The sequence below is a fragment of the Aetokthonos hydrillicola CCALA 1050 genome (assembly GCF_017591665.1).
GTDB lineage: Bacteria > Cyanobacteriota > Cyanobacteriia > Cyanobacteriales > Nostocaceae > Aetokthonos > Aetokthonos hydrillicola.
This window is the reverse complement of sequence record NZ_JAAKGC010000011.1, coordinates 93,750-117,612: the sequence shown is the minus strand read 5'-3', so window position 1 is coordinate 117,612 and position 23,863 is coordinate 93,750. Positions and strand designations below refer to the sequence as shown.

Annotated in this window: 5 protein-coding genes; 2 read left to right on the top strand and 3 right to left on the bottom strand. The window is 40.9% G+C overall.

The genetic code is table 11. The features are described from left to right. Positions 1-19: 19 nt before the first annotated feature. Both G4P69_RS08125 and G4P69_RS08120 read right to left on the bottom strand, forming a co-directional pair. Complete coding sequence (locus tag G4P69_RS08125) at positions 20-10,951, bottom strand: non-ribosomal peptide synthetase (protein ID WP_208340926.1); 10,932 nt, start codon at positions 10,949-10,951, stop codon at positions 20-22. Positions 10,952-11,061: 110 nt separating this feature from the next. After that, the gene (locus tag G4P69_RS08120; protein ID WP_208340928.1) at positions 11,062-20,349 is read right to left on the bottom strand and encodes a non-ribosomal peptide synthetase; all 9,288 of its coding nucleotides are present in this window, start codon (positions 20,347-20,349) and stop codon (positions 11,062-11,064) included. 564 nt (positions 20,350-20,913) lie between these two features. On the opposite strand from G4P69_RS08120, the gene G4P69_RS08115 reads away from it, so the two are divergent. After that, the gene (locus tag G4P69_RS08115) at positions 20,914-22,335 is read left to right on the top strand and encodes a cytochrome P450 (RefSeq protein WP_243902910.1); all 1,422 of its coding nucleotides are present in this window, start codon (positions 20,914-20,916) and stop codon (positions 22,333-22,335) included. 144 nt (positions 22,336-22,479) lie between these two features. Beyond that, positions 22,480-23,145: a TMEM175 family protein gene (locus tag G4P69_RS08110; RefSeq protein ID WP_208340932.1), complete on the top strand. Its 666-nt coding sequence runs from the start codon at positions 22,480-22,482 to the stop codon at positions 23,143-23,145. A 54-nt stretch (positions 23,146-23,199) separates the two neighbouring features. Here the strand turns inward: G4P69_RS08110 and G4P69_RS08105 are convergent, their stop codons facing one another. Continuing rightward, entirely contained in the window at positions 23,200-23,841 is a 642-nt protein-coding gene (locus tag G4P69_RS08105; protein ID WP_208340934.1) for a TetR/AcrR family transcriptional regulator, read from the bottom strand. Between the last annotated feature and the right edge of the window lie 22 nt (positions 23,842-23,863).

The following is a 23,863-nucleotide window of genomic DNA, read 5'->3' as shown; positions in this document are numbered from 1 at the left end:
TGGTGAATTTACATGTGCCTTAGTGATTTTTACGGTTCTTGTTTTGGAAGAGTTCAGCTTTTTCTTCCGGAGTCATTTTTTTCATTCGTAAAAATACCTTAGCTATTTTTTCACTCTGTCCAGATGTTCTTTCTCTGCTTACAAAAATCTCTGTTATTTTTTCAATTGTTTGAGACTCAAATAGCTCTCTTAAAGAAAGATTAATCGCGAAAATTTTCTCAATCCGAGCGTAAATTTGAGATGCTATTAGAGAATGTCCCCCCAGTTCAAAGAAATTATCTTTAACTCCTACTTTTTCAACTTGGAGAATTTCTTGCCAAATCAAGACCAGTGCTTCTTCTATAGCATTTCTAGGCGCGACGTAATTAGCAGTTGTATCTGGGATAGAAGGTAGAGGTAAAGCACGACGATCAACTTTCTGATTGAGAGTTAAAGGTATCTGCTCAAGGAAGATCCAAGACGATGGAAGCATATAAGCAGGCAATTTTGTTGACAAGTACGATCGCAGATCCTCAGGACTTGGTTGTTCCCTTAACAATGTAGCTACCAAATAAGCTACTAGCTGCTTATCTCCCCCCCGATCCTCTACTGCAGATACGATCGCTTGCGAAATAGCTGGATGAGTTTCTAAAACTGTTTCAATTTCTCCAAGTTCGATCCGAAAACCGCGAACTTTGACTTGAAAATCAGATCTCCCCAAAAACTCTATTGTTCCATCGCTTAGAAACCTTCCCAGATCCCCAGTTTGATACATTCGTTCTCCTGGGTTGCTTCCAAAAGGGTTGGGAACAAACTTTTCTGCTGTCAGATCCGCTCTGTTACGATAACCTCTTGCAAGTCCAGCTCCGCTAATAAATAACTCCCCTACAACCCCTTCTGGAACAGGATGACCAGCAGAATCAAGAATATACAGAGAAGTCTTGGTAATACCCTGACCAATTGAAACAGAGTCTTCTACCTGTTTTACTGGGTTAATAGCAGACCAAATGGTTGTTTCAGTCGGACCATAAACATTCCATAACTCTACCCCTTGTTTAAGTAAAGATGTTGCTAGTTCTACAGACATAGCTTCTCCACCACAAAAAGCTTTGAAGGGAAGCTGAGGTTGCCAATTAGCAGTTAAAAGCAGCCTCCATGTGGCTGGAGTTGCTTGCATTACTGTCGCTTCGGAAGATTTCAGTAATTGAGCCAATTTCCCTCCATCTCTGGTGGTTTCTGGATCAGCTATCACTAGACGCGCTCCAGATATTAAAGGTAAAAACAGCTCTAGCAGAGAAATATCGAAGGATAAAGTAGTCACTGCGACTAAAGTATCTGTGGAGGTAATTCCGGGTTGCTTTTGGAAACTAAGGAGGAAATTAACCAAACAATTATGAGAGATTTCTACTCCCTTTGGTCGTCCTGTAGAACCAGAAGTATAAATGATATACGCAAGGCGATCGCTCTCGGAAATTTCTGGTAGTGTGGGTTTTGTGTCTGTAACTGTTAAGTTGTCTGAGTCGATTAAAAGCACCCGTGCTGAAGATTCAGGAATTTCAAGAGCAATGCTTGTTTCGGTAACGATAACTGCTGCACCACTATCTGAGAGGATGTAATCTAAGCGATCGCGCGGGAATTCAGGATCGAGAGGGACAAACGCAGCTCCAGCTTTAAGAATACCTAAAAGAGCGACAACGATTTTTGGATGACGCTCCAAGCATACAGCTACTGGAGTTTCTGGTTTTACTCCCAAAACAAGAAGCTGATGCGCAATCTGGTCAGATTGGTGTTCCAGTTCAGCGTAAGTTAACCAGTTTGCTCCTGAGAACACTGCTGGAGCATCTGGAGTTAATAAGACTTGGCGACTAAACAGTTCGTTAACAGTGGGATTGGGTATTGGGGACTGGGGATTGGGTATTGGGCTATTAAGCGAAAAAGTTTCGGACGCTTTATCAGTAAATGGTACGTCTCTTTTAGACTCGGCTGGTTGAATTCTTGATAGTCCTATTTCTCCGATAAATTCCAATTCTGGATCGGCTAGTTTTTCGAGAATTGTGATAAGATGGGTGAGCAGTTGTTGTCGTTGCTCTGAGCTTCCTACTCCTTGTTGAAAGGCAATTTCAATGGTGATTTCTCGTCCAGGTAAAACATAAACAGTAACGGGATAATTGTTTTTCTCTAAAGAGCGAACTGAAGCTATCGCCAAATCACCAGTATTTTCTCCCAAACTATCTGCTATTGGATAGTTCTCATAAATGAGGATCGACTCAAACAAAGGTTGTCCACGAGGAATTTCACTCCAGCCTTGAATATCTACCAAACGGCTATAGGAATATTGATTAATTTCCAACTGGCGATCGCGAATTGTTGGTAACCAATCTACAACAGGTTCAGCATTATTTAAATGCACTCGCAAGGGTAAGGTATTAATAAATAGACCGACCATCTCTTCAGAATTTGCTAATTCTGGAGGTCGCCCAGAAACTGTAATACCATAAACCACATCGTTAGAACTGCTGTATTTGCTTAAAAGAATACTCCAAGCTGCTTGCACAAGGACATTCAGTGTAACTCGATACTTACGAGCAGCAGTTTTGAGTTGGGTATAAGTTTGTTGAGATAATGTTTGAGAGTAGGTTTGGTGTTCTGTTGAAGCAGCTTTTAATCCTAAACGGGTTGCTCCTAACAAACCCCTCATAGCCGATTTCCAGAAAGACTCAGCCAACGCGGATTTTTGCTGCTGCAACCAATGGATAAATTTGCGATACAAAGGTGGTTCAGGGAGTTGATGGGGTATTCCTGTGGTTTCTACTTGGTAAAACGCGATCGCGTCCCGAAAAACAATTGGTAAAGACCAGCCATCTAAAAGTAAATGATGGTGAGTCCATAAAAATCGCCATTTTCTCTGTTCAAGTTTCACTAGCAAAAACCGCATTAACGGTGCTGTGTCGAGAGCAAACCCCTCTTGGCGATCTGTTTCTAGCAATTTAGCCCATTTCTTCTCGATCTCGTCTTCGTTAGACCAGTCATAGGATATAAAAGGCAAAGTGACTTGTCGCTGGATTTGCTGCTGAGGTTGCTCTAAATCTTGCCAAATAAATGCAGCACGCAGGCTGGGGTGACGCTCAACGCAGCACTGCCAAGCTTTTTGAAAAGCTGCGATATCTAGAATTCCCTCAATATCACCAATCAACTGCTGCAAATAAAGCCCTTGTGAAGATTCGTAATTGCTATGAAATAATATTCCTTCTTGTACCGGTGTCAGCGGATAAATATCTTCTGTTTCTGTTCGATTAGAAACATCTTCTTGTGAACGGCTTGCTGTTAACAGCGCGAGAGTGTGTTGATAAAAGTTATTTGCTAACTTCTCAATAGTTGCTTGAAGATGTAAATTCTTGCTGTAGACGAAGCGAATTTGTAATTGTTCGTTAACAATTAAACCAATAATTTCCAATTGAAACGGGCGTATTTCATCTTGATTGCGAGAGAATCCGGTATCTTCGTCAGCAGGAGAGAATGGTGCAGTTGCGGGAAAATTATCGTCGAATTGTCCTAAATAATTAAAGATGATACCTTGAGGAATTGCAGGTAAAGTGGGAGCTACTTCCGGTTGGCGGCTCAGTATTCCGTAATCTAATCCTTTGTGAGGTAGTTTCTGAAACTGCTCTTTGATAGCTGCTAGGTTAGCTAGATGGTCATCGCTACTTTTTTCTAATCGCAAGGGGAAAAGACTAGTAAACCATCCTACAGCGTCAAACACTTCAAGATTGCTGAAATCACTATCTCGTCCGTGACTTTCTAGTGCGATCGCTACTTCTGAGCGATTAGTCCAATCAGTTACTGCTCTTAGCAATGCTGTTAACAAAACTTCCTGAATTTTCGCTTCAGAGGTACGAGGTAGTTCGTAAAGTAAACTAGCAGTTTCGTCTTGACTAAAATTACATTCAACTTCAGCAGATGAAGATTCTTTATTTCCTGATATGGCGTCAGGAAAATCGAGAGGTAAAGAGAAATTTTCTACTTTTTGTTGCTGCCAGAAATGCAAATTTTCCCGATTTTGGTAATTCTGACTCAAACGCTCAAGTTGCAAAGCCCACTGATCGAACCCTGCAAATTGTCTAGGCATCACATCCATAGCTAGGTCTTGTAAAATAACCCGCCAAGAGACTCCATCTACAATTAAATGATGAATAATCAGCAGTAGTTTATCTTGTACTTTTGTCTGGAAATAAACTGCTCTAAATAAAAGACCACGTTCTAAATCAAGTTGAGCTTGAAACTGGTTAGCGATTGTGGTAATTTGTGTGGGGATTTCTGCATCTGGAAGTGTTCTAAGATCGATCTTATCGAAACCCAACAAATTCGATTCTGGGACTAATTCCTGTTTCCATCCGTTGGCAGTTCTGGAGAATCGTAAACTAAAAGCTGGGTGTTTCTTGGCAATTTGCAGCAACGTCTTTTCTAATTGCTCAACAGGGAATTGAGGCTTTAAATTGAGTAAAACTGCTTGATTCCAATGTTCGGGACGAATTAGGGGTTGTTTAAAGAACCATTCTTGGATCGGTGTCAGAGGAATCTCCCCAGTAACAGAAATTGTTTGTGTATCGGCTACAGTTTTCGCGCGCCCAATTTGGGCAGTTAGTTCAACTATTCGAGAATAGTTGAATAAATCACTTGGTGTAAAATAAATACCAATTACACGAGCTTTAGCAACAATTTGCATAGCCAAGAGGGAATCTCCCCCTAGTTCAAAGAAATCGTCCTCAATACCGATTGGTGATATTCTTAGCACTCGTTCCCAAATTTCAGCCAAAATTCTTTGGGTTTCGTTTTGGGGTGCAACGTATTGTCTTTGTAGCGCGGTGTTTTCTAGTTGTGGTAGGGGTAAAGCATTTAAATCAATTTTACCGTTGACAAGTAAAGGCCAATTCTGTAAAGGTACGAACAGCGATGGCATCATAAAATCGGGAAGAACTTGCTTGAGTGAACTACGCAATCTTATTTGCCAATCTTCAGGAGCTTGGTTTAGCTCCACGTAAGCCACTAACTGATTTATTCCTTCTTCTAAAATTACACCCTTAACTGCTGCACGTACGATCCAAGATTGAGCCTCTATCGCTGCTATAATCTCCCCTGGTTCGATGCGAATCCCCCTAATCTTCATTTGTCGATCCAAACGACCAAGAAATTCGAGCGTACCATCAGGCAAATATCTGGCGCTATCTCCAGTACGATACATCCGACTTCCTGGTTGATCTGAAAATGGATCTGGTAAAAAACTTGCTGCACTCAGTTGGGGAGCATCCCAATAACCGCGAGCTAATTGCTCTCCAGCAACAAAAAGCTCACCAGGAGTTCCAATCATCACGGGTTCCAGGTTGGTATCTAAGACGTATAAGCGAGTATTAGGTACTGACTTGCCAATCGCTATAGTATCAGTAGATTCTTGCTCTTGACAGAAGTGATAAGCAACGTCAATAGTTGTTTCTGCTGGTCCGTAAAGATTGACTAAAGGAACAGGTAGATTTGTGCGGAACTTGTTCCATACTCTTTGCTTGAGAACTTCCCCACCACTAAATACTAATCTCAGACTGGAACATTGAGCAAAACCAGGCTCTTGCAGTAGAATTTCCAGTAAAGTAGGAACTACTTGTAATAAAGTTACTTTTTCAGCTTTTATTGTCTCGACTAGATAGTTGCTTTCTTGATGACCTCCAGGTTTAGCCATCACTAATTTAGCTCCAGTCATTAAAGCAGCCCAAAATTCCCAAACAGAAGCATCAAAACCAAATGGTGTTTTTTGCAAAATTACATCTGTTTTATTAACAGCAAAAGCTTGTACAAACCATTCCATATGCTTAGCTAAAGCATGATGAGTAATAGCAATACCTTTGGCTCTTCCTGTTGAACCAGACGTAAAGATGAGATAAGCTGTATTTTCTCCCCGGATGGGTATGTCTAAGTTTTCTGCTGAGTGGCTGGCAATTTCGTCCTGAGAATTGTCTAAAAATATAACTTGATCCTTGGAATTATCCCCGTAATCCACGGCTAGATTGGATGTTGTGAGAATAATTTTAATTTGAGCATCTGCGATTATGGACTGAATGCGATCATCAGGATAATCAGGATCGAGTGGTACGTAACAACCACCCGCTTTTACAACCGCCAAAATAGCCCAAACCATTTCTAGAGATCGTTCCAGACAAATCCCTACATTACACTCGCTTCCTATACCGCGATCGCGCAAAAATCCTGCCAATTGATTGGCTTTTTGGTTTAGTTGCTTATTCGTCCAAATTTCACCCTGATAAGAGACTGCTGGTAAATCTGGGTTTGTGGCTGCAACTTGGGTGAAGATTTCATGAACCCATACGGTAGGTGAAGGGTTCAATTCCAACTGGTTATTTTCTGGAAGAACTAGATTTTTTATAGCATTGCTATAGTTCGCCTTAGGATCGTCAGCTAACACAGCACACACTTTCAAGACGTAATCGACCATTGCCTCTACTTGATGTTTGCCAAATTCATTGCTGTCGTAAGTTATATTAAAATGCAACTCTTTAGTGCTAACGTCTTCATTCCAAGTAACGTTTAAAGGAATATTAGTTTCCTTAAGAGATTCTGACCCAACTATCTCGATCTCTGAGGAATTCAGCAGTTTTTGATAAACGTGAAAGTGGACGAAGTTAAAAGAAGTTTCATAAATGGGTTGATTTTGATAAATTCTTTGTATTTCTGCTAAAGGAAAGCGCCGATAAGGCATTAAGTTTTGTTCATAATTCCAGGTAGCACGAATTAAGTCAAGCCAAGAACCTTTGGGAAGTTCGAGACGAAAAGGAATAGTATTAACGAACAATCCTAAAATGCGATCGCCACCTTCAACTTCTGGTCTACCGTTAGTGACCAATCCTGTAACGACTTCATTTTCTCCTGCACAAAAAGCAAGAAGTCGCAAATGAACTGCCAACAAAATAGTTTTAATTGGAATTCCTAACTCACGAGCTAGCAATCTCAAATTCTGAGCAATTTCTTCGTTTAATGTAACATTTATTTTACCGAGCCCAGGTTTCTTTATTCCAGGAATACGAGGTAACCTGGTAAAAGGAATCCCTGTCAGTTGTTCTTGCCAAAATTCTCTTTGCTTTCTATCTTTAATAGCTTCTCGTTCTAACGCAACAAATTGAGCGTAGGATATTTTTGGCTCTAAAGGTAATGTTATAGTTGCTTTACCCTCTAGGAGATGAAAATATAAACTAGTCAGTTCAGTAATGAAATTAGCTAAACTCCAGCCGTCAAGAATACCGTGGTGAACGGCAAAACTTGCTTCCACAAGATCGTGATCAAGCAAGTGGATATGACATCGCATTAATGGAGCTTTTTGCCAATCGAATTGAGTTTTAAATCCTTTAGTAAGAAAGGATTTAAAATAATTTTCCCGTTCTAATTCGCTCTTATCTGTTAAATCTGTAAATTGACTTTTCGCTGAAACATTATCAAAAATTATTTGTAATGGCTCGCTGAATTCTCCTAAGTAAAAAGCTGTCCGTAGCACTGGATGTTTTGCCAACACTTGAGCGTAAGCCTGCTGCCATAGTTCGAAGTTAAAATGACTACGAACCCGAAAACTAAAAACGTCGTTGTAGGCGGTTGATTTAGCAGTGTAATGGCTATGAAAAAGCATACCCATTTGCAATTGTGTTAAAGGATAGGCATCTACTACACCACCCATTTTTTCAAGTTTGGCTCTGTCTTCGGAAGAAATTAAGGCAAAAGGTTGTTCTAGCTTATTGATACTAGCTTTTTCTGTATCTGGGGTAATTGCTGCGGCTAAATCAGCTAGTACGGGAAAAGAAAAGATTTGTGAAATTTCTACCTTTAATCCTTCTGCTTCTGCTAGAGAACAAACTCGAATGCTGCGGATCGAATCTCCTCCTATAACAAAGTAATTATCAAATCTTCCTACTTTGTCTACTCCCAAAACTTTTTGCCAGATTTGAGCTAGTATTTCTTCTTGTTTTGTAACTGGAGCAACAAAATTTGTGTTGAGATGGGATCTATCGATCTCAGGATCTGGTAATGCTCGACGATCAGCTTTGCCGTTGACTGTAAGGGGTAATTGGTCTAAATAGACAAAATGAGAGGGAATTGCATAATCTGGTATATATTGCTGGAGATGAGTACGTAAACTTTCAATTGTGGGTTTACGGTCAACCGAGCAAACTAAATAAGCTATTAAATGTTTTTCGTGATTTGCATCCTCACGAAGCACAACGATGTTTTCTTTTACCTCAGAAACCTTAGCGATCGCTGCTTCAATTTCACCAATTTCGATGCGAAAACCGCGAATTTTAACTTGTTGATCGATCCTACCCAAATACTCTAGATCGCCATCAGGAAGAAACCGAGCTAAATCTCCAGTACGATACAAACGCCTGTTATCATCTCCAGAGAAACGATCAACCATAAAACGTAAAGCATTTTCTTCGGGTCGGTTGAGATAGCAGCGCGCTACTCCAGCACCTCCGACATAGATTTCTCCAGTTACACCTGGAGGTAGAAGATGACCATTAGCATCAACGACATAAACAGAAAGATCAGGAATTGGCTCACCGATAACGCTAGCTGAGATATTTTCTACATCTTGACGGCTAATTGGGCGATAAGTCACGTATACGGTGGTTTCAGTTATACCGTACATATTAACGATACGGGTTGTCTCCTCACCGTGGCGATCAAACCAGGGTTGGAGACTAGATAAATTTAGTGCTTCACCAGCCAAGATGATCAGACGTAATGTAGTAGGCTGTAAAGTTGGTAGCTGCTCTTCGGCTAGTAATAATTGTAGAAATGCTGATGGAGTTTGATTGAGTACGGTAACTTGGCGATCGCGGATGAGTTCTAAAAAGCGTTTTGGGTCGCGGCTAACCTGATAAGGTACAATCTCTAAGCGCCCTCCATAAAGGAATGCTCCCCAAATTTCCCACGCAGAAATGTCAAATCCACAAGAATGGAAAAATGTCCAGACATCTTGGCAATTGAATTCAAACCAATGTTCTGTGCTGCTAAACAAACGGGTAACATTATTGTGTGTGACCACTACTCCTTTGGGTTGTCCTGTGGAGCCAGAGGTATACATGATATAAGCACCGTTCTCTGGTTGTAGAGTTGGTGCTATTACTGGTTTGCTACTGACTTGTTTGTAAGGAGCATTTTCTTGATCGAGACAAATTGCTGGTACGGATTTTGGTAGTAAAGAAACAAGAGCAGTAGAAGTGAGAATTAGTTCTGTTTGGCAATCAGAAACGATAAATTTTATTCTTTGTACGGGATAAGCAGGATCTACAGGAACATAAACTCCTCCTGCTTTCACTACTCCAAGCATAGCCACAATAAGTTCCCAAGAACGTTCTAAAAACAGAACTACTGGTTTTTCCGGTTCTATACCTTGTTCTTGTAAAAACCGAGCCATTTGGTTAGAAAGTAGGTCTATTTCTTCATAAGTAAGATTACCTTCTCCCCAAGCAAGGGCAACTCGGTTACTATATTTGCTAGCACTAGCAGCAAAACGACTGGCTAGAGTTGTTCCGTCACTTCTAATTTGTGTCTGGGGTTCAATTGCAGCAGGAAGTTCTCTCGAAGCAAAAAGGGACAAAGAACTTAAAAAAGCATCATAATTATTTGCAGCATTAATTAAAAGATTCTTCCAGTGTTGTAGGAGTAGTTCCATCCCTACGTGATCGAAAATTTCCGAACTGTAAGTTAATTTAAATAACAGTTCCTCTTCTGGAACTACTGCTACAGTAAGAGGATAATGGGTAGTTTCCCAAAAAGATATTTCTGTGACATCCAAACCGAAATTTTCTGCTTTTAAAGATTTATCAAAAGGAAAATTTTCAAAAGCTAACAGACTTTCAAACAGTGATTGTCCGCGAGGTACGTCGCTCCATCCTTGAATATTTGAGAGACTGGAGTGTTCATATTGACGCATTTCCACTTGCTGTTGTTGCAGCTTTTGCAACCAGAGATCCAGTCTCTCTGCTCCAGAGACTAAAACTCTTAATGGCAAAGTATTAATAAATGGTCCAACGGTTCTTTCTATCCCCTTGAGTTCTGTTGGTCTTCCTGCTACCGTAATCCCAAAGACAATATCCTCGCTGCGACTGTAACGGTTCAGTAAAATAGCCCAAGTCCCTTGAATGACGGTGTTTAGAGTGACTTGACAATAGCGAGCTAATTTTTCAATTGAAGCAGTTTCAGCACGATCTAATTTTAATCTCAGTTCTACTTTACCCCTAGAAGTGGTTCGTTGTCTGGCTGGCATCATCACTAAAGGGGTATGACTGCTAAATCCCTTCATATAGTTGCGCCAGAAAGTTTCTGCATCGTCGGGATTTTTTTGTTTTAACCAGGCTAGAAAATCCTTGTAAGGGCGAACTGGTGGTAACGAAATTTCTTTTCCTTGTTGTGCAGCTTGATGCAAATAGAAAAACTCTTGCATCAATGGGGTTTGCGACCATCCATCAAGGAGCAAATGATGGTGACTCCAGATTAAATGCCAAGATGTTTGGCTCAGACGAATCAAAGTAACTCGCATCAATGGCGGTTGATCAAGTATAAACCCACGATGGCGATCTGCTGTTAAAAAATCGTCTAAGCGCTTATTTAAATCTGTTTGGCTTAAACCGCTCCAGTCTTGTTGCTCTATCTGAAAAGCCAGTTCCTTAAAAACTACTTGTATTGGCTCTTTTTGCCCTTTGGTAATGAACGCAGTTCTTAAAATCTGATGGCGGTTAATCAAAGTTTGCCATGCCTGATTGACTGCGTCTACAGAAACATTACCTTCTAAGCGGCAATTTAACTGCTGAAAATAAACACCAGATTCCAGTTCATAAAGAGAATGAAATAGTAAACCTTTTTGTAAAGGAGTTAGAGGGAGTATATCTTCAATTTTGTCTTTCAAATTTACGTTCATATTTTTTCCTTAATTTTTTAACATGGAGAATTTAAAAGTCGCAGCCATATTTCAAAATTGAATTATCGAAAATTTGTCGATAAATAAAGAGGCTTATATCTGGATATAATTCATTCTGAATCCTGAATTCTGACTTCTGTATTGCTTGCGAAATTTTCCAGGATAGAGCTTAGTTCGCTATCGCTTAGTTCTACCAAAGAAAAATCGCTAACACTGTAACAATCAGAGCTATCTTCTGATTTTTCTAAGTAAGAATAGATGTTCTCTTGATAGGTTAATGCTAATTTTGCGATGGTCTCAGGTTGATAGAAATTCTGGCTATAAGACAAGTTCACTTGTAGGCATTCATTTTTTATCAGAGCATTAATAGCCAACAGATGTGGCAGTTCTTGACCTGTAAACGTTTCCAAACCAGTTGGAGCGTTACTAATTTGGAAAAACTTACTATTCTTTTGCTGACTGTCTATTTGTCCGAGATAATTGAAACTAATTTGAGCTTTTTGTCGGCAAAGTTTTTCTCTGACGGTTGGGTCTGAAGACAAATAACGCAGCATTCCATAACTTTGACCGGAGTGAGGAACAACTCGTATTTGTTCTTTGACTTGTTTGAGTAATTGCTTTTGGTTGGCGTTTTTTGTCCCTTGTAAAAGTATGGGATAAAGGGAGGTAAACCAACCTACAGTTCTCGATAAATCAAGCTTGCTGCAAAGATCTTCACGACCGTGACCTTCTAAATCCACTAAGGCGCGATCGCAACCGTTCCATTGAGTTATTGTAGCTACAAGGGCTGCAAGGAGGATCTCTTGTACACTGGCACGATAATTAGCAGTTGCTTCAGTTAGTAAAATGCGGGTGCGATCTCGTGATATTTCCACCGATGCAGTAGCTAAGCTGTCTACGGTATTCTTTCCCTTAACTTGGTAATCAACTGGGAGGTCACCACAAGCATGGGAAATTTGATCTTGCCAAAACGAAACATCTGCTTGGATTTCTGAGGAATTAGCGAGTTGTTCTAGGCTAGTTGTCCACTGACGGTAAGAAGAAGTGCGACCAGGTAAAGAAACAGGTTGACCTAGTAAAGCTGATTCATAAGCTCGATCTAAATCTTCGCCCAGAATGCGCCAAGAGACAACATCTACAATTAAATGGTGTGCAAGTAAATAAAGCACATTGCCGTATTCTTGCAGGTTTTTGGCATACAGAAGCCGCAATAAAGGAGGACGATCAAGATTAAAAAGTCCTTGTTCTTCTGCTAGGATCTCTTCAAGTAACTCGTTTTGCCTATTAATAGGACAAAGACCAAAGTCCTCAACCCGCAAAGGAGGATTGACTGTTAGGTCAGTGTAAGATTGTTCCCATACCTCTCCATCCTGACTAAACCTCACTCTGAAAATATCGTGATGGGCGACTACATTTGCTAAAGCTACCTGCAAAGCAGGGAGGTTAAGTGGTTCTTTTACTTCTAGCGCTACAGTTTGGTTCCAATGATGGGGATGGGGTAAGTTCCGCTCGAAAAACCAACGCTGAATAGGTGCGAGGGGAACTTTACCTGTTAAGGGTTCTGATATTGCTACTTGGTTAGTAAGGGAACGAGCAACCTCTGCTAATCTGCTGAGGGTTTTAGCTTCAAAAATATCTCTAGGAGAGATCTCCAATCCGACTTCGCTAGCGCGAGACACTATCTGCAAACTAATAATTGAATCACCACCAATCTCAAAAAAGTTATTTTCTGGATGTACTGCTTCTATTTCCAGAACTTCAGCCCAGATTTGTGCCAGGATCTCCTCGATTTGGCTGTTAAATATTGCTGGTTTAGCAGCAGGTTGTTGGGGTAGCTTCAGTGCTTTTCTGTTTATTTTACCATTGGAAGTTAAAGGCCATTCCTCGACAAAGACAACCATGTTAGGCACCATATACGAGGGTAAAATCTCAGATAGATGGCTTAATATTTCGCTGATGGTCGTCTCTTGACGAGGGAGAACATACGCTACTAATTGCGGTTTTCCTGGTAAGTCTTCTCGCAAAAGGACTACTGCACTATCTAGTTTTTCGTAACCTACCAAAGCTGCTTCAATTTCTCCTAGCTCTATGCGATATCCGCGCAATTTGACCATATCGTCTTGGCGACCTAAAAAGCGAATGTTGCCAAAGCGATCGCGAACCCCCATATCTCCCGTGTAGTAAAGGCGTTCCCCAGCTACTGTAGAGAAAGGGTGGGGAATAAAAGCTGCTGCTGTTAAATCTGGACGGTGACAATAACCTCTAGCTAAGCCAATTCCACCAATATATATTTGTCCAGGTACTCCAGTCGCCACTGGTTCTAAATTAGTGTCCAGGAGGTACATTTGAACGTTAGGCATTGATTTGCCGATGCTGGGTTCTCCAACTAAATTGCTACAATCTGCTATACTGGCACAAACTGTTGCTTCTGTTGGTCCATAAGCGTTAAAAACTCGGCTCTTATTTTCCTTGCTCCAGCGTCGCAACAAATTCCCCGAAGAAGCTTCGCCAGCTAAAATTGTGGTTTTTAACTCTGGTAACTCCTCTGGCTTGATCGCAGTTAGCAGGGATGGTGGTAGGGTTATATGGGTAATTTTCCAGGTGGTTAGAGTTTGCCATAGTTCTGAACTGGGGGAGCGGTTAGCTTGATTTTTCATGTATAGGGTTGCTCCTGCACCTAAAGCCATGAAAATCTCTGAAATTGCTGCATCGAAACTCACCGAAGCGAATTGGTAAATTCGACTTGCTGGGGTTACATCAAAAGTTGCGGTTTGCGATCGCGCCAGATTTTGGATCCCTCCATGAGTTACCATCACCCCTTTTGGTTTACCTGTTGAACCAGAAGTATAAATTATGTAAGCAAGATGGGAGGGAAAGATTGGTAAATTAAGGCGGGCTACTTGTTGAGTCCAGTCAATTTCTGCAAGATTGATCAATCTATCTTCACCTGCTTGGAAAAATGGATCAGTTGCTTGATCGCTTATAAATACTTGTGCTTGACTATCCTGTACAATCCATTTCAAGCGTTCTGGTGGATAACTAGGATCGAGGGGTAAAAATGCTGCTCCGGCTTTTAGAACTCCCAACAACGCGACAATAAAATTAATTGACGAACTGAGATACAATCCCACTACTGATTCGTAGCTAATTCCTCGCTCTCGTAATCGGGAAGCTAGTAGGTTAGAGCGTTGTTCCAATTCTTTGTAAGTGATAGACTCATCCTCAAACACCAGCGCTGTAGCATCTGGGTTAGAGTCTACACGCTCTTCAAAAATTTGATGGGCTGCTTGAAAATCTCCCCATGTGATCTTTTGACTGTTTGCGAGGGCGATCGTTTCCTCTTTCTCTACTGTTGATAACAGCTCGATAGCACCCAGATGAAGGTCAGGATTTTCAGCCAATTGCAAAAGTACACGCTTCAATCGCTCCAACATGGTTTTCGCTGCTGCTGGAGACAAGAATTTAGTTTCAAAATTGAGTCTCAAAATTAACCCATTATCGGGGATAAAAGCTATGGTTAATGGGTAATTGGTTTTCTCGTAAAATTCTATATTGTCTACTTGCAGATCCTTACCTTGGGTTTTTAAGGACTGGTCTATTGGGTAATTCTCAAAAACTAAAATGCTTTCAAATAGAGGTTCCGCAGCAGGAAATCCAATAATTTGATGGATATCTGTTAACTTACTGTGTTCATATTCGCGCATTTGCAGATGGTGCTGCTGAATCTCTTGTAACCAATCACCAACAGTCACCGTGGGATTACAGCGCACTCGTAAGGGTAACGTATTGATAAATAGTCCCACCATATTTTCAATATCACCCAATTCTGGTGGACGTCCAGAAACGGTGACACCAAACAATACATCTTGTCCTGCACCATATTTGTGCAAAATCAGCGCCCAGGCTCCTTGAGCTAAAGTGTTTAGGGTTAATCGCTGTTTTTGCGCCATTTTTTGCAAGCTAGCAAATTCTTCTTCACTGAAATGTAAATCTAATTTTTCATAGGGAAGTTGATTTTCTATTACTTCTGTATCTTTGAGAAAACTAGATAACAAACGTGTTGGTTTATCAATACCTGCAAGATTTTCGCGCCAGAATTGTTTTGTTTGCTGCTCATCCTGGCGTACTAACCACTGGATATAATTGCGGTAAGGAGTCACAGGAGACAGGGAAGGGGAAACTGCTTGGAGTATCGATTGGTAAATAGTCAGGACTTCTTTAAACAAGATTGGTAAAGACCATCCATCCATAAGTATATGATGATGGTTCCATACCCACTGCCAAGTGTTATCATCTAAGCGCATAATGGCAAAACTCATTAAAGGCGCTTGCTCTAACACAAATCCTTGCTTGCGTGTGGTCGTGAGATATTGGTTGAGTTCATCTTCTTGCAATTGAGGGGATAAATGACGCCAGTCATATTCAACGATCCCAAACTCAACGACTCTGTTAACAATTTGCAAAACTTGTTTTTGACCAGACCATACAAAAGCAGTGCGTAGTACAGGATGGCGTTCCACAAGACTTTGCCAAGCTAAATTAAAAGCTGCAACGTCTTTTAATCCAGTGATTTTTCCTGTACCTTGTTCAAAATATAGCCCTTCTTCTGGGGAATACACTGTATGAAACAGCATTCCCTCTTGCATGGGCGAAAGAGGATAAATGTCTTCTAAATGGGGGAACTTGGCTTGTAAAAGGGAGAGGGAAGACTGCTCAATATCAATTAGGGGAAAATCTGAAGGTGTGTATCCTCCTACACCGGGTTCTGTACAATGCGCAAGTATCGCTAGTAGATTTTGTTGAAAGTCTTGCGCCCACTTAATAATAGTTTCTTCACGATGTAAGTGAGAACTGTATAGCCAATCAACTTGGAGCTTGCCATCAATTACAATGGCAAGAGTATCAAGCAAATGAGGGCGTACAGCATTAGGGTCGTGTAAAGATCCGGTATCTTCACTCGGAAGTAACCGAAATAAATCATTTCTTTGCTCATTGTTTCGATTCACCTGACCAAGGTAGTTACAGCTAACATCCCCAACACAGGTAAGAGTTTCTTTATTTTGCAAATATCTTAAAAGACCATACCCCAATCCTCGTCTGGGTACAGCACGCATTTGTTCTTTTACGGTAATGAGCAGCGTGTGAAGATCCTTGCATGATGATAGATCAATACGCAAAGGATAAAGAGCCGTAAACCAACCCAAGGTGTGTGATAGGTGGACGTCATTGCTTAGTTCTTCTCTTCCATGAGCTTCCATTATTATCTGAAGAACTTTGTTATTAGACCAGCTAGAAATTGTCTTGCTCAAAGCTGCAACTAGGAGTTCTTCAGGAGATGTGCGGTAAGCTTTATGAGCTTGTGTGAGGAAATTTTTTGTGTCCGCTTCTGTAAATGTGAGGGTGACGCTTTTTACAGAGGACTCTAAATTATTTGCGTGATAGCGAAACGCTGCTGCCAAGGGCAGATCGTCAAAGTCTAACGGTAATTGAAACTGGGTATCTTGAATCGTCTCCAACCAGAACGCTTGTTCTTGCTGAATAGCTTGAGAGTGAGTAAAAGATTGGAGAAAATAACTCCAGGTTTGAAAAGAACTTGTAGGTGGGGTCAGAGAGTCACCCTTAATTGCATTTGCTAAATCTTCGAGCAGGATGCGCCAAGAAACACCATCAACAATCAAGTGATGAATCACAATAAACAGCCGATAGGGGCGATTTATTCCCAATTGAAACAAAATTGCAGCACCTAATGGCCCTTGGCTCAAATTCAGAGATTGCTGCAAGCGAGTACAATGTTCTTGTATAGCTGTATTCTGTTCATAGTCGCCTAAAGTGGTTAAATCAATAGTTTCCGAAGCAAATCCACAATCATTTTCACAATAAAATTGTTTCCAGCCATCTATTCGTGGCTCAAACCGTAGCCGAAAAATATCATGGTGCAATGCAACGGTTCTAATAGCTGTGAGAATAACTTCAGTATCTAGGGATTCACTAACCTCTAATAGCACTGCTTGGTTCCAGTGGTTGCGGTTGGGAATGTTAAGGTCAAAAAACCATTTTTGAATCGGAACCAGAGGAGTTTCACCGCTAGCTTTTTCAACAACAGACGCTATAGAGTCTAATCTTTTCACCACTAAAGCAAGTTCTTTGACACTCTGTTGCGCAAATATATCTTTTACCGTCATTTCCCAACCTTGACGGCGCATTTCTGTAACCACCTGCAAAGCTAGAATTGAGTCACCCCCCAATTCAAAGTAATTATCTTCAACTCCAATAGCATCAATACTTAAAACTTTCTGCCAAACCTGACAAATTATTTTTTCGGCTGGTGATTGTGGGAGTACTAAGGTAGTTTTAGCAGCACCATAACTCCAATCAGCTACTGGTAGTGCTTTACGATCAACTTTACCTTGAGCCGTCAAAGGTATTTCATCGAGAAACACAAAAGCTGCTGGAATCATGTAGTCTGGCAACAATTGTTTTAAACTAGCTCGTAAGTCGCTAGATTCCAGGGGAACACCGTTAGGAACAATATAGCCAACTAGACGTTTATCATCTTCGCTTTGGGAGTAAGCAATCACTACAGCTTCCGCGACTTGCGGAATTGCTGCTAGTGCAGCTTCTATTTCGCCCAGTTCAATCCGGAAACCCCGTACTTTTACCTGTTGATCACTACGTCCCAAATACTCTAAGTCACCATTTCTTAAACGCCGAGCTAAATCACCAGTACGATAAAGTCTAGCTCCAGGTTTTTTACTAAAAGGATCAGGAACAAAACGTTGTGCTGTTAACTGTAGCTGGTTAAGGTAATTTCTCGATACTCCCATACCGCCAACATAGATCTCTCCTGTAACTCCCAACGGTACTGGTTCAAGTTGTTCGTCTAGTATATATAAGGATAAATCTGGAATCGGGGTTCCAATCACACTCCCGCAATTTTCTACAATATCTTTTAGCTCAATGGGACGATAAGTAACGTGTACAGTAGTTTCTGTAATCCCGTACATATTAATCAAGCGCGGGGAGCAATCTCCGTACTGTTCTACCCAAGGACGTAAACTTTGCAAATTTAAGGCTTCTCCACCAAAAATTACTGCTCGCAAAGCTAATTGATTGGTCGTTTCTTGTTGAACACGAATTAATTGGCGAAAAGCAGAAGGTGTTTGGTTGAGTACTGTTACATTGTTAGAATACAGCAATTCGTAGAATTTTTGAGGATCTCGACTTACCAAGTAGGGGACAATGACAAGCCTTCCGCCAAACAATAAAGCTCCCCAAATTTCCCAAACAGAAAAGTCAAAAGCAATGGAGTGGAAATTAGTCCAGACATCATTTGCACTGAAATGATACCAAAACTCGGTGGCTGTAAACAAACGAACAACATTTCTATGCTCAACTAGAACTCCCTTTGGTCTTCCAGTAGAACCAGAAGTGTAGATTGTATAAGCTAAATTCTCTGGAGAGATCTCTATATCAAGGTTCTCTTGACTACATTGCTCAATTGCGTCCCAATCTGTATCTAAACAAACCACGCGCGCTTGGCTTTGTGGCAAAGATTCGAGCAAAGACTGCTGAGTTAACAACACCTTAACACCCGAATCAACTAACATATGATTCAATCGTTCTGGAGGATAATTGGGGTCAAGGGGTACATACGCACCACCAGCCTTAAGTATACCTAGTAGTCCAACGACCATCTCAATAGAGCGTTCCACACATATACCCACCAGCACCTCTGGTTCCACTGCTAAATCTTGCAGGTAATGCGCTAGTTGGTTGGCTCTGTGATTTAATTGCTGGTAAGTTAACTGCTCTTCCTCAAACACCACTGCTATAGCATTTGGCGTGTTTTTGACTTGCTGCTCAAATAACTGATGAATACAGTTATTAGTTGGATATTCCTTTCCGGTGTGGTTCCACGCAGTCAACAATTGATGGCGTTCTGGTAGACTGACCAGGGGTAATTGATCTACAGGTAGCTGAGGATTGTGCGCGATCGCATTCAACAAGTTGTGAAAATGACCCGCCATCTGCTCAATAGTCGATTGCTCAAATAAGTCGGTGTTGTACTCCCATTCACCCATCAATCCCTGGTCAGTTTCGGCGATCGACAGCGTTAAATCAAACTTGGCAGTTGTGTTTTCTTGCTCTAACTTACTTAAAGTCAGACCAGGTAACTCTACCTTAGTAGTTGGTGCATTTTGTAACACAAACATTACTTGGAACAAGGGAGAATGGCTTAAAGAACGCTGTGGTTGTAATGCTTCTACTACTTGTTCAAAAGGTATATCCTGATGTTGATAAGCTTTGAGAGTGGTTTTCCTAACTTGTGCAAGTATGCTCTCAAAACTAGGATTATCTTCAAAACAGGTTCTTAACACCAAGGTATTCACAAAAAAGCCGATCAATGGCTCAATTTCTTTACGGTTACGATTGGCAATAGGAGAACCAATTAAAATATCTGATTGACCACTGTAACGATATAGCAAGGTGCTAAACGCTGCCAGCAGGGTCATAAATAGGGTAGTATTTGACTTGCGAGACAGAGTTTGCAGCTTTTGGGTTAGAGCGGTATTTAAAGTAAAACATTGAGTAGAACCTCGGTAAGTTTGTACACTTGGACGAGGGTGATCAGTCGGTAATTGTAAGACTTCCGGCGCACCTAATAAATTCTCTTTCCAATAATTAAGTTCAGTTTCTAAAAAGGAGCCACTTAACTGTTGTCTTTGCCAAACTGCAAAATCTGCATACTGAATAGGTAATTCTGATAGGGGTGATTGTTCTGCTACACAAAAAGCTTGATATAAACCGGATAATTCTTTCGTGAAGATTTCAATTGACCAACCATCAGAAATAATGTGGTGCATTGTCAGCAACAATGCATATTCTGTGGTATCCAGCTGCAATAAAACACACCTGAGAAATGGTGCTACCTCTAGATCAAAGGGGGTAGTTGCTTCTTGTTGTGCTAACTGTTGTACAACAGTTTGACGTTCTTTTTCTGGGTGTTGCTGTAAGTCTACAAAATTTATGTTTATAGTGGCTTCTGGATGAATAATTTGTGTTGGTAGACCATTCACAGTTTGGATACTAGTGCGTAGTACTTCGTGGCGGCGTACTATTTCTGATAATGCTTGTTGTAGAACTTGTAAGTTGAGGTTACCTTGTAAAAGAAATGCACCAGACGTACTGTAAAAGGGGTTTTTTGTTTCTAGTTGCTCTAAAAACCATAACCTTTGCTGGGCAAAGGACAAAGGCGCTAAATCACGGTTGCTTCTTTTGGGAATTTCTTCGTATTTCTGAGTATTAGTATTCTTATTATTCTTATTTTTGAGTTTCAGTTCTAATAAAGCTCGTTTTTCTGGCGAAAGATTAATAATTTTTTTATTAAAATTACTCATAATTAATAATAAAATATTTTCTTCATACAAAGATACCTTAGCTGGTACTATCCCAATTTTTACACCATACTACGAGCATCTCGCTCACCTCATCTGTTTAGTAAACAAGATACTCATTGAGATTTGCAGTTACATATTAACCAGAAATATACAGAAATTACTATTGAGTGTTTTTAGAGATATGCTGGATTTTTTTTCGATATAACAGTCCTAAATGATTTATGAAAAATCTTACGTGGTGTGGGCAGTACTTCAGGGCAAACGCACCTTAAACTGGCACAACAAGGATTGAATTTTTAGTAAATATATGTTAATTCTCCCTTGATTGATTTTGCTCATCTAGGACTAGCCCTTTCAAGGTAACTAACCAAGACACGTTGTTTCAGGGCGATCATCCTAACTTCCGTCTTGAAAAATTCAACATTTTGACGGTTGAAATGACTGTTCCCACATGTCCCGAAAAATGGGCTTTGAGTCATTGGTTACCTCCATAGCTGAAATAAATAAACGAGGATTGCTCATATTTTAGTTGACAAACATGAACAAAACTCATATTATGGAAATATGAGCGATGCTCACATAAAACAGCAACTTATGGAGTACCTGAAAATGAGCAAAGATTTACTGACCCTACCCCATCCCAATCCTGTAACCGCCCTAGAAGAATACATCTGCGATCGCTTGGGATTTCTGCAACGCTGTACCCAAGACTATGAAGGCATCGTACCTTTGAAACTTGGCGATGAATGGTTTTGTCTGTTGACTAATCCCGACTACATCACTCAAGTGTTAAAAGACCGGATGTTGTTTATCAAAGCCAAAGATGTACAACAACTAAGTGTTTTTTTAGGCAATGGCTTGTTGAACAGTGAGGGCGATTTTTGGTTGCGGCAAAGACGACTGTCCCAACCCGTCTTCCATCAGGAGCAAATTAACAGCTATGCTGCGGTGATGGTGGACTACACCCAACGAATGTTGGAAACTTGGCAGGATGGACAGGTGCATGATGTGCATGATGCTATGATGCGCTTGACGCTTAACATTGTGATGAAAACGCTCTTTAACCAGGATGTACAGGATACGGCAGCAGAAAACATTGCCCATACCCTAGATGTAGCCATGAGCTGGGTTGAATATCAAGAAGCGACGAATGTGAAGTTGGCATTGACGGAAATTGGGGAAGTACATTCGCTAAGTGCAGATATGCCTTCCGAGGATGAGGATATGGATCGACGCTATCGAGATGCGATCACTCTGCTCGATGAAACAGTGTATGGCATCATTAAACATCGCCGTGCCAGTGGAACAACAGGCAAAGATTTATTGGGAATGCTCATGCAAGTCGAAGATGCAGATGATGGCAGCCGTATGAGCGATAAACAATTGCGAGATGAAGCCGCAACATTAATTTTGGCAGGACATGAAACGACCGCCAACGCCCTATCTTGGACATGGATGCTATTAGCTCAACATCCCCATGTACAGAAAAAACTCAGTGCAGAACTGCAAACAGTTTTGAACGGACGGACCCCAACCCTGGCTGATTTACCCCAGTTAACCTACACCAATTGGGTGATAAAAGAATCTATGCGGTTGTACCCACCTGCTACCGATGTCTCACGAGAGGCAACCCAAGATTGCGAAATTGGTGGCTATTTTATTCCCAAAGGGACAACCTTAATTGCTAGTCAATGGGCTATGCACCGGAACTCGCGTTACTTTTCCGAACCAGAATTGTTTCAGCCAGAACGCTGGGCTAATGACCTGGAAAAAGAGTTACCCCGTGGTGTGTATTTCCCCTTCGGTGATGGACCTCGTGTCTGTATTGGTAAAAGTTTTGCTATCATGGAGGCGGTATTGTTGCTGGCTACCATCGCCCAAAAATTCCAAATGGATCTCGTTGCTGACCAGAACATCGAACTTCAGCCCTCGATTACCCTCCGAGCAAGATATGGCATTCAAGTTGTCTTGAAAGCAGCCTTATAGTTGGGTTTTGTGATGGATTGGGATCACCCTTGCTCACTTCCCACCACTAGGGAGTGTCTCGCTCCCACTACAAAATATTCCCCTTTGGTATTGGCTGTTGCTTTTATTTTCACCAGAGCCTAGTCTTGTAGCGGAGATTAAATAATGAATGAATTAATAGAGCAAGATACAATTATTCAAACCAATCAAAATAATTCCGAAAGCATTCTGTCTTTGGCGCGCTTGAGTGATTGTATTTTTGCTTTTGCAATGGCTTTAATGGTAATTGCGTTTGACTTACCACAAGATGCCAAAATAATGACCGATGGTGATATCAATGCGTTTCTATTTAGTCAGTTAAAACCATTAGGAACTTATGCTATCACTTTTGTGCTAGTTGGGAATTATTGGATTTCCCATTCCCAGCAATTAAAATATTTGCGGAGAACCGATAAAAACCATTTGTGGATTTCTGTTGTATATTTAATGGGCTTGTTTTTAGTGCCTTTATCTAATGATTTAGTTATGACATTTCCACAAAATTTTCTCGTAAAAGTGTGGTTTAGTTTGAATATTGCTGCTATCGGATTTGTTTGTTGGATAAGCTGGTGGTATGCAACAGGCGATCGCAAGTTAGTAGATAGTGATTTGGATGATGAGACAATTAGCTCAATGAAAATCAAAACCTTAATTGAACCGATATGTGCCTTGATTTCCATTGGGATCGCATATATTAACCAAGATTTATGGGACTATTTTTGGGTTTTTCTCTTCTTTGCCTATTCTCCGTTGGAAAAATCTTTGAACAAATTCGGTGTATTGTTTCGATAAAAGATAAATAACCAAGATAAGCAGTTAATTTTTTCTCACCGAATTCTCATCTAGTCACTTGCTAGATGAGAAGTAACTTTGCAGGTAACTTAAGGTGAAACGCTTCATTTCTGCTACCAGACGTTGACGAAACGGTTGTTCCTGACTGAGGGAAAGCCACATTAAAGTACTGATCGCTTTTGTTAACACAAAGGCGATTGCTTCATAGTCAGCTGTCTCTAACCCTGGTTCCCTTTGCGCAAGTAAGGTTGCCAAATCTCGGATGAGTTGGGCATCAGCAACATCTTCGACCGCTTTTAATTCAGGTATCTCACCCTGAAGTTGCATAAAAATAGCGAAATAACCAGGATTTTCAGAGAAATGCTGCTGCGTAATGTCGATGAACTGGTCAACAAGGATAGATAAGGGCAGTTCCACCAGATCAGGATTATCAAGTACTGCCAGTCGTTGATGTAGACGTTCCTCATGGCGAGCAGCCAAAGCCTGCATGATCGCTGTCTTGTCTGGGAAGAACTGGTAGAGTGACCCGATCGGTATTTGAGCACGAGCGGCGATCGCGTTGGTTGTGGTAGCGTCATAGCCCTGAGCAATAAAAAGTTCTTCTGCCACATCAATAATTCGGTAGACTCGCTCCTGACTGCGAGCTTGTCGTGGTTTTCGGCGCATTCCACCTATGCTTGATGAGCTTTGAGTCATAGGTTACCTCGATATTGTTTGC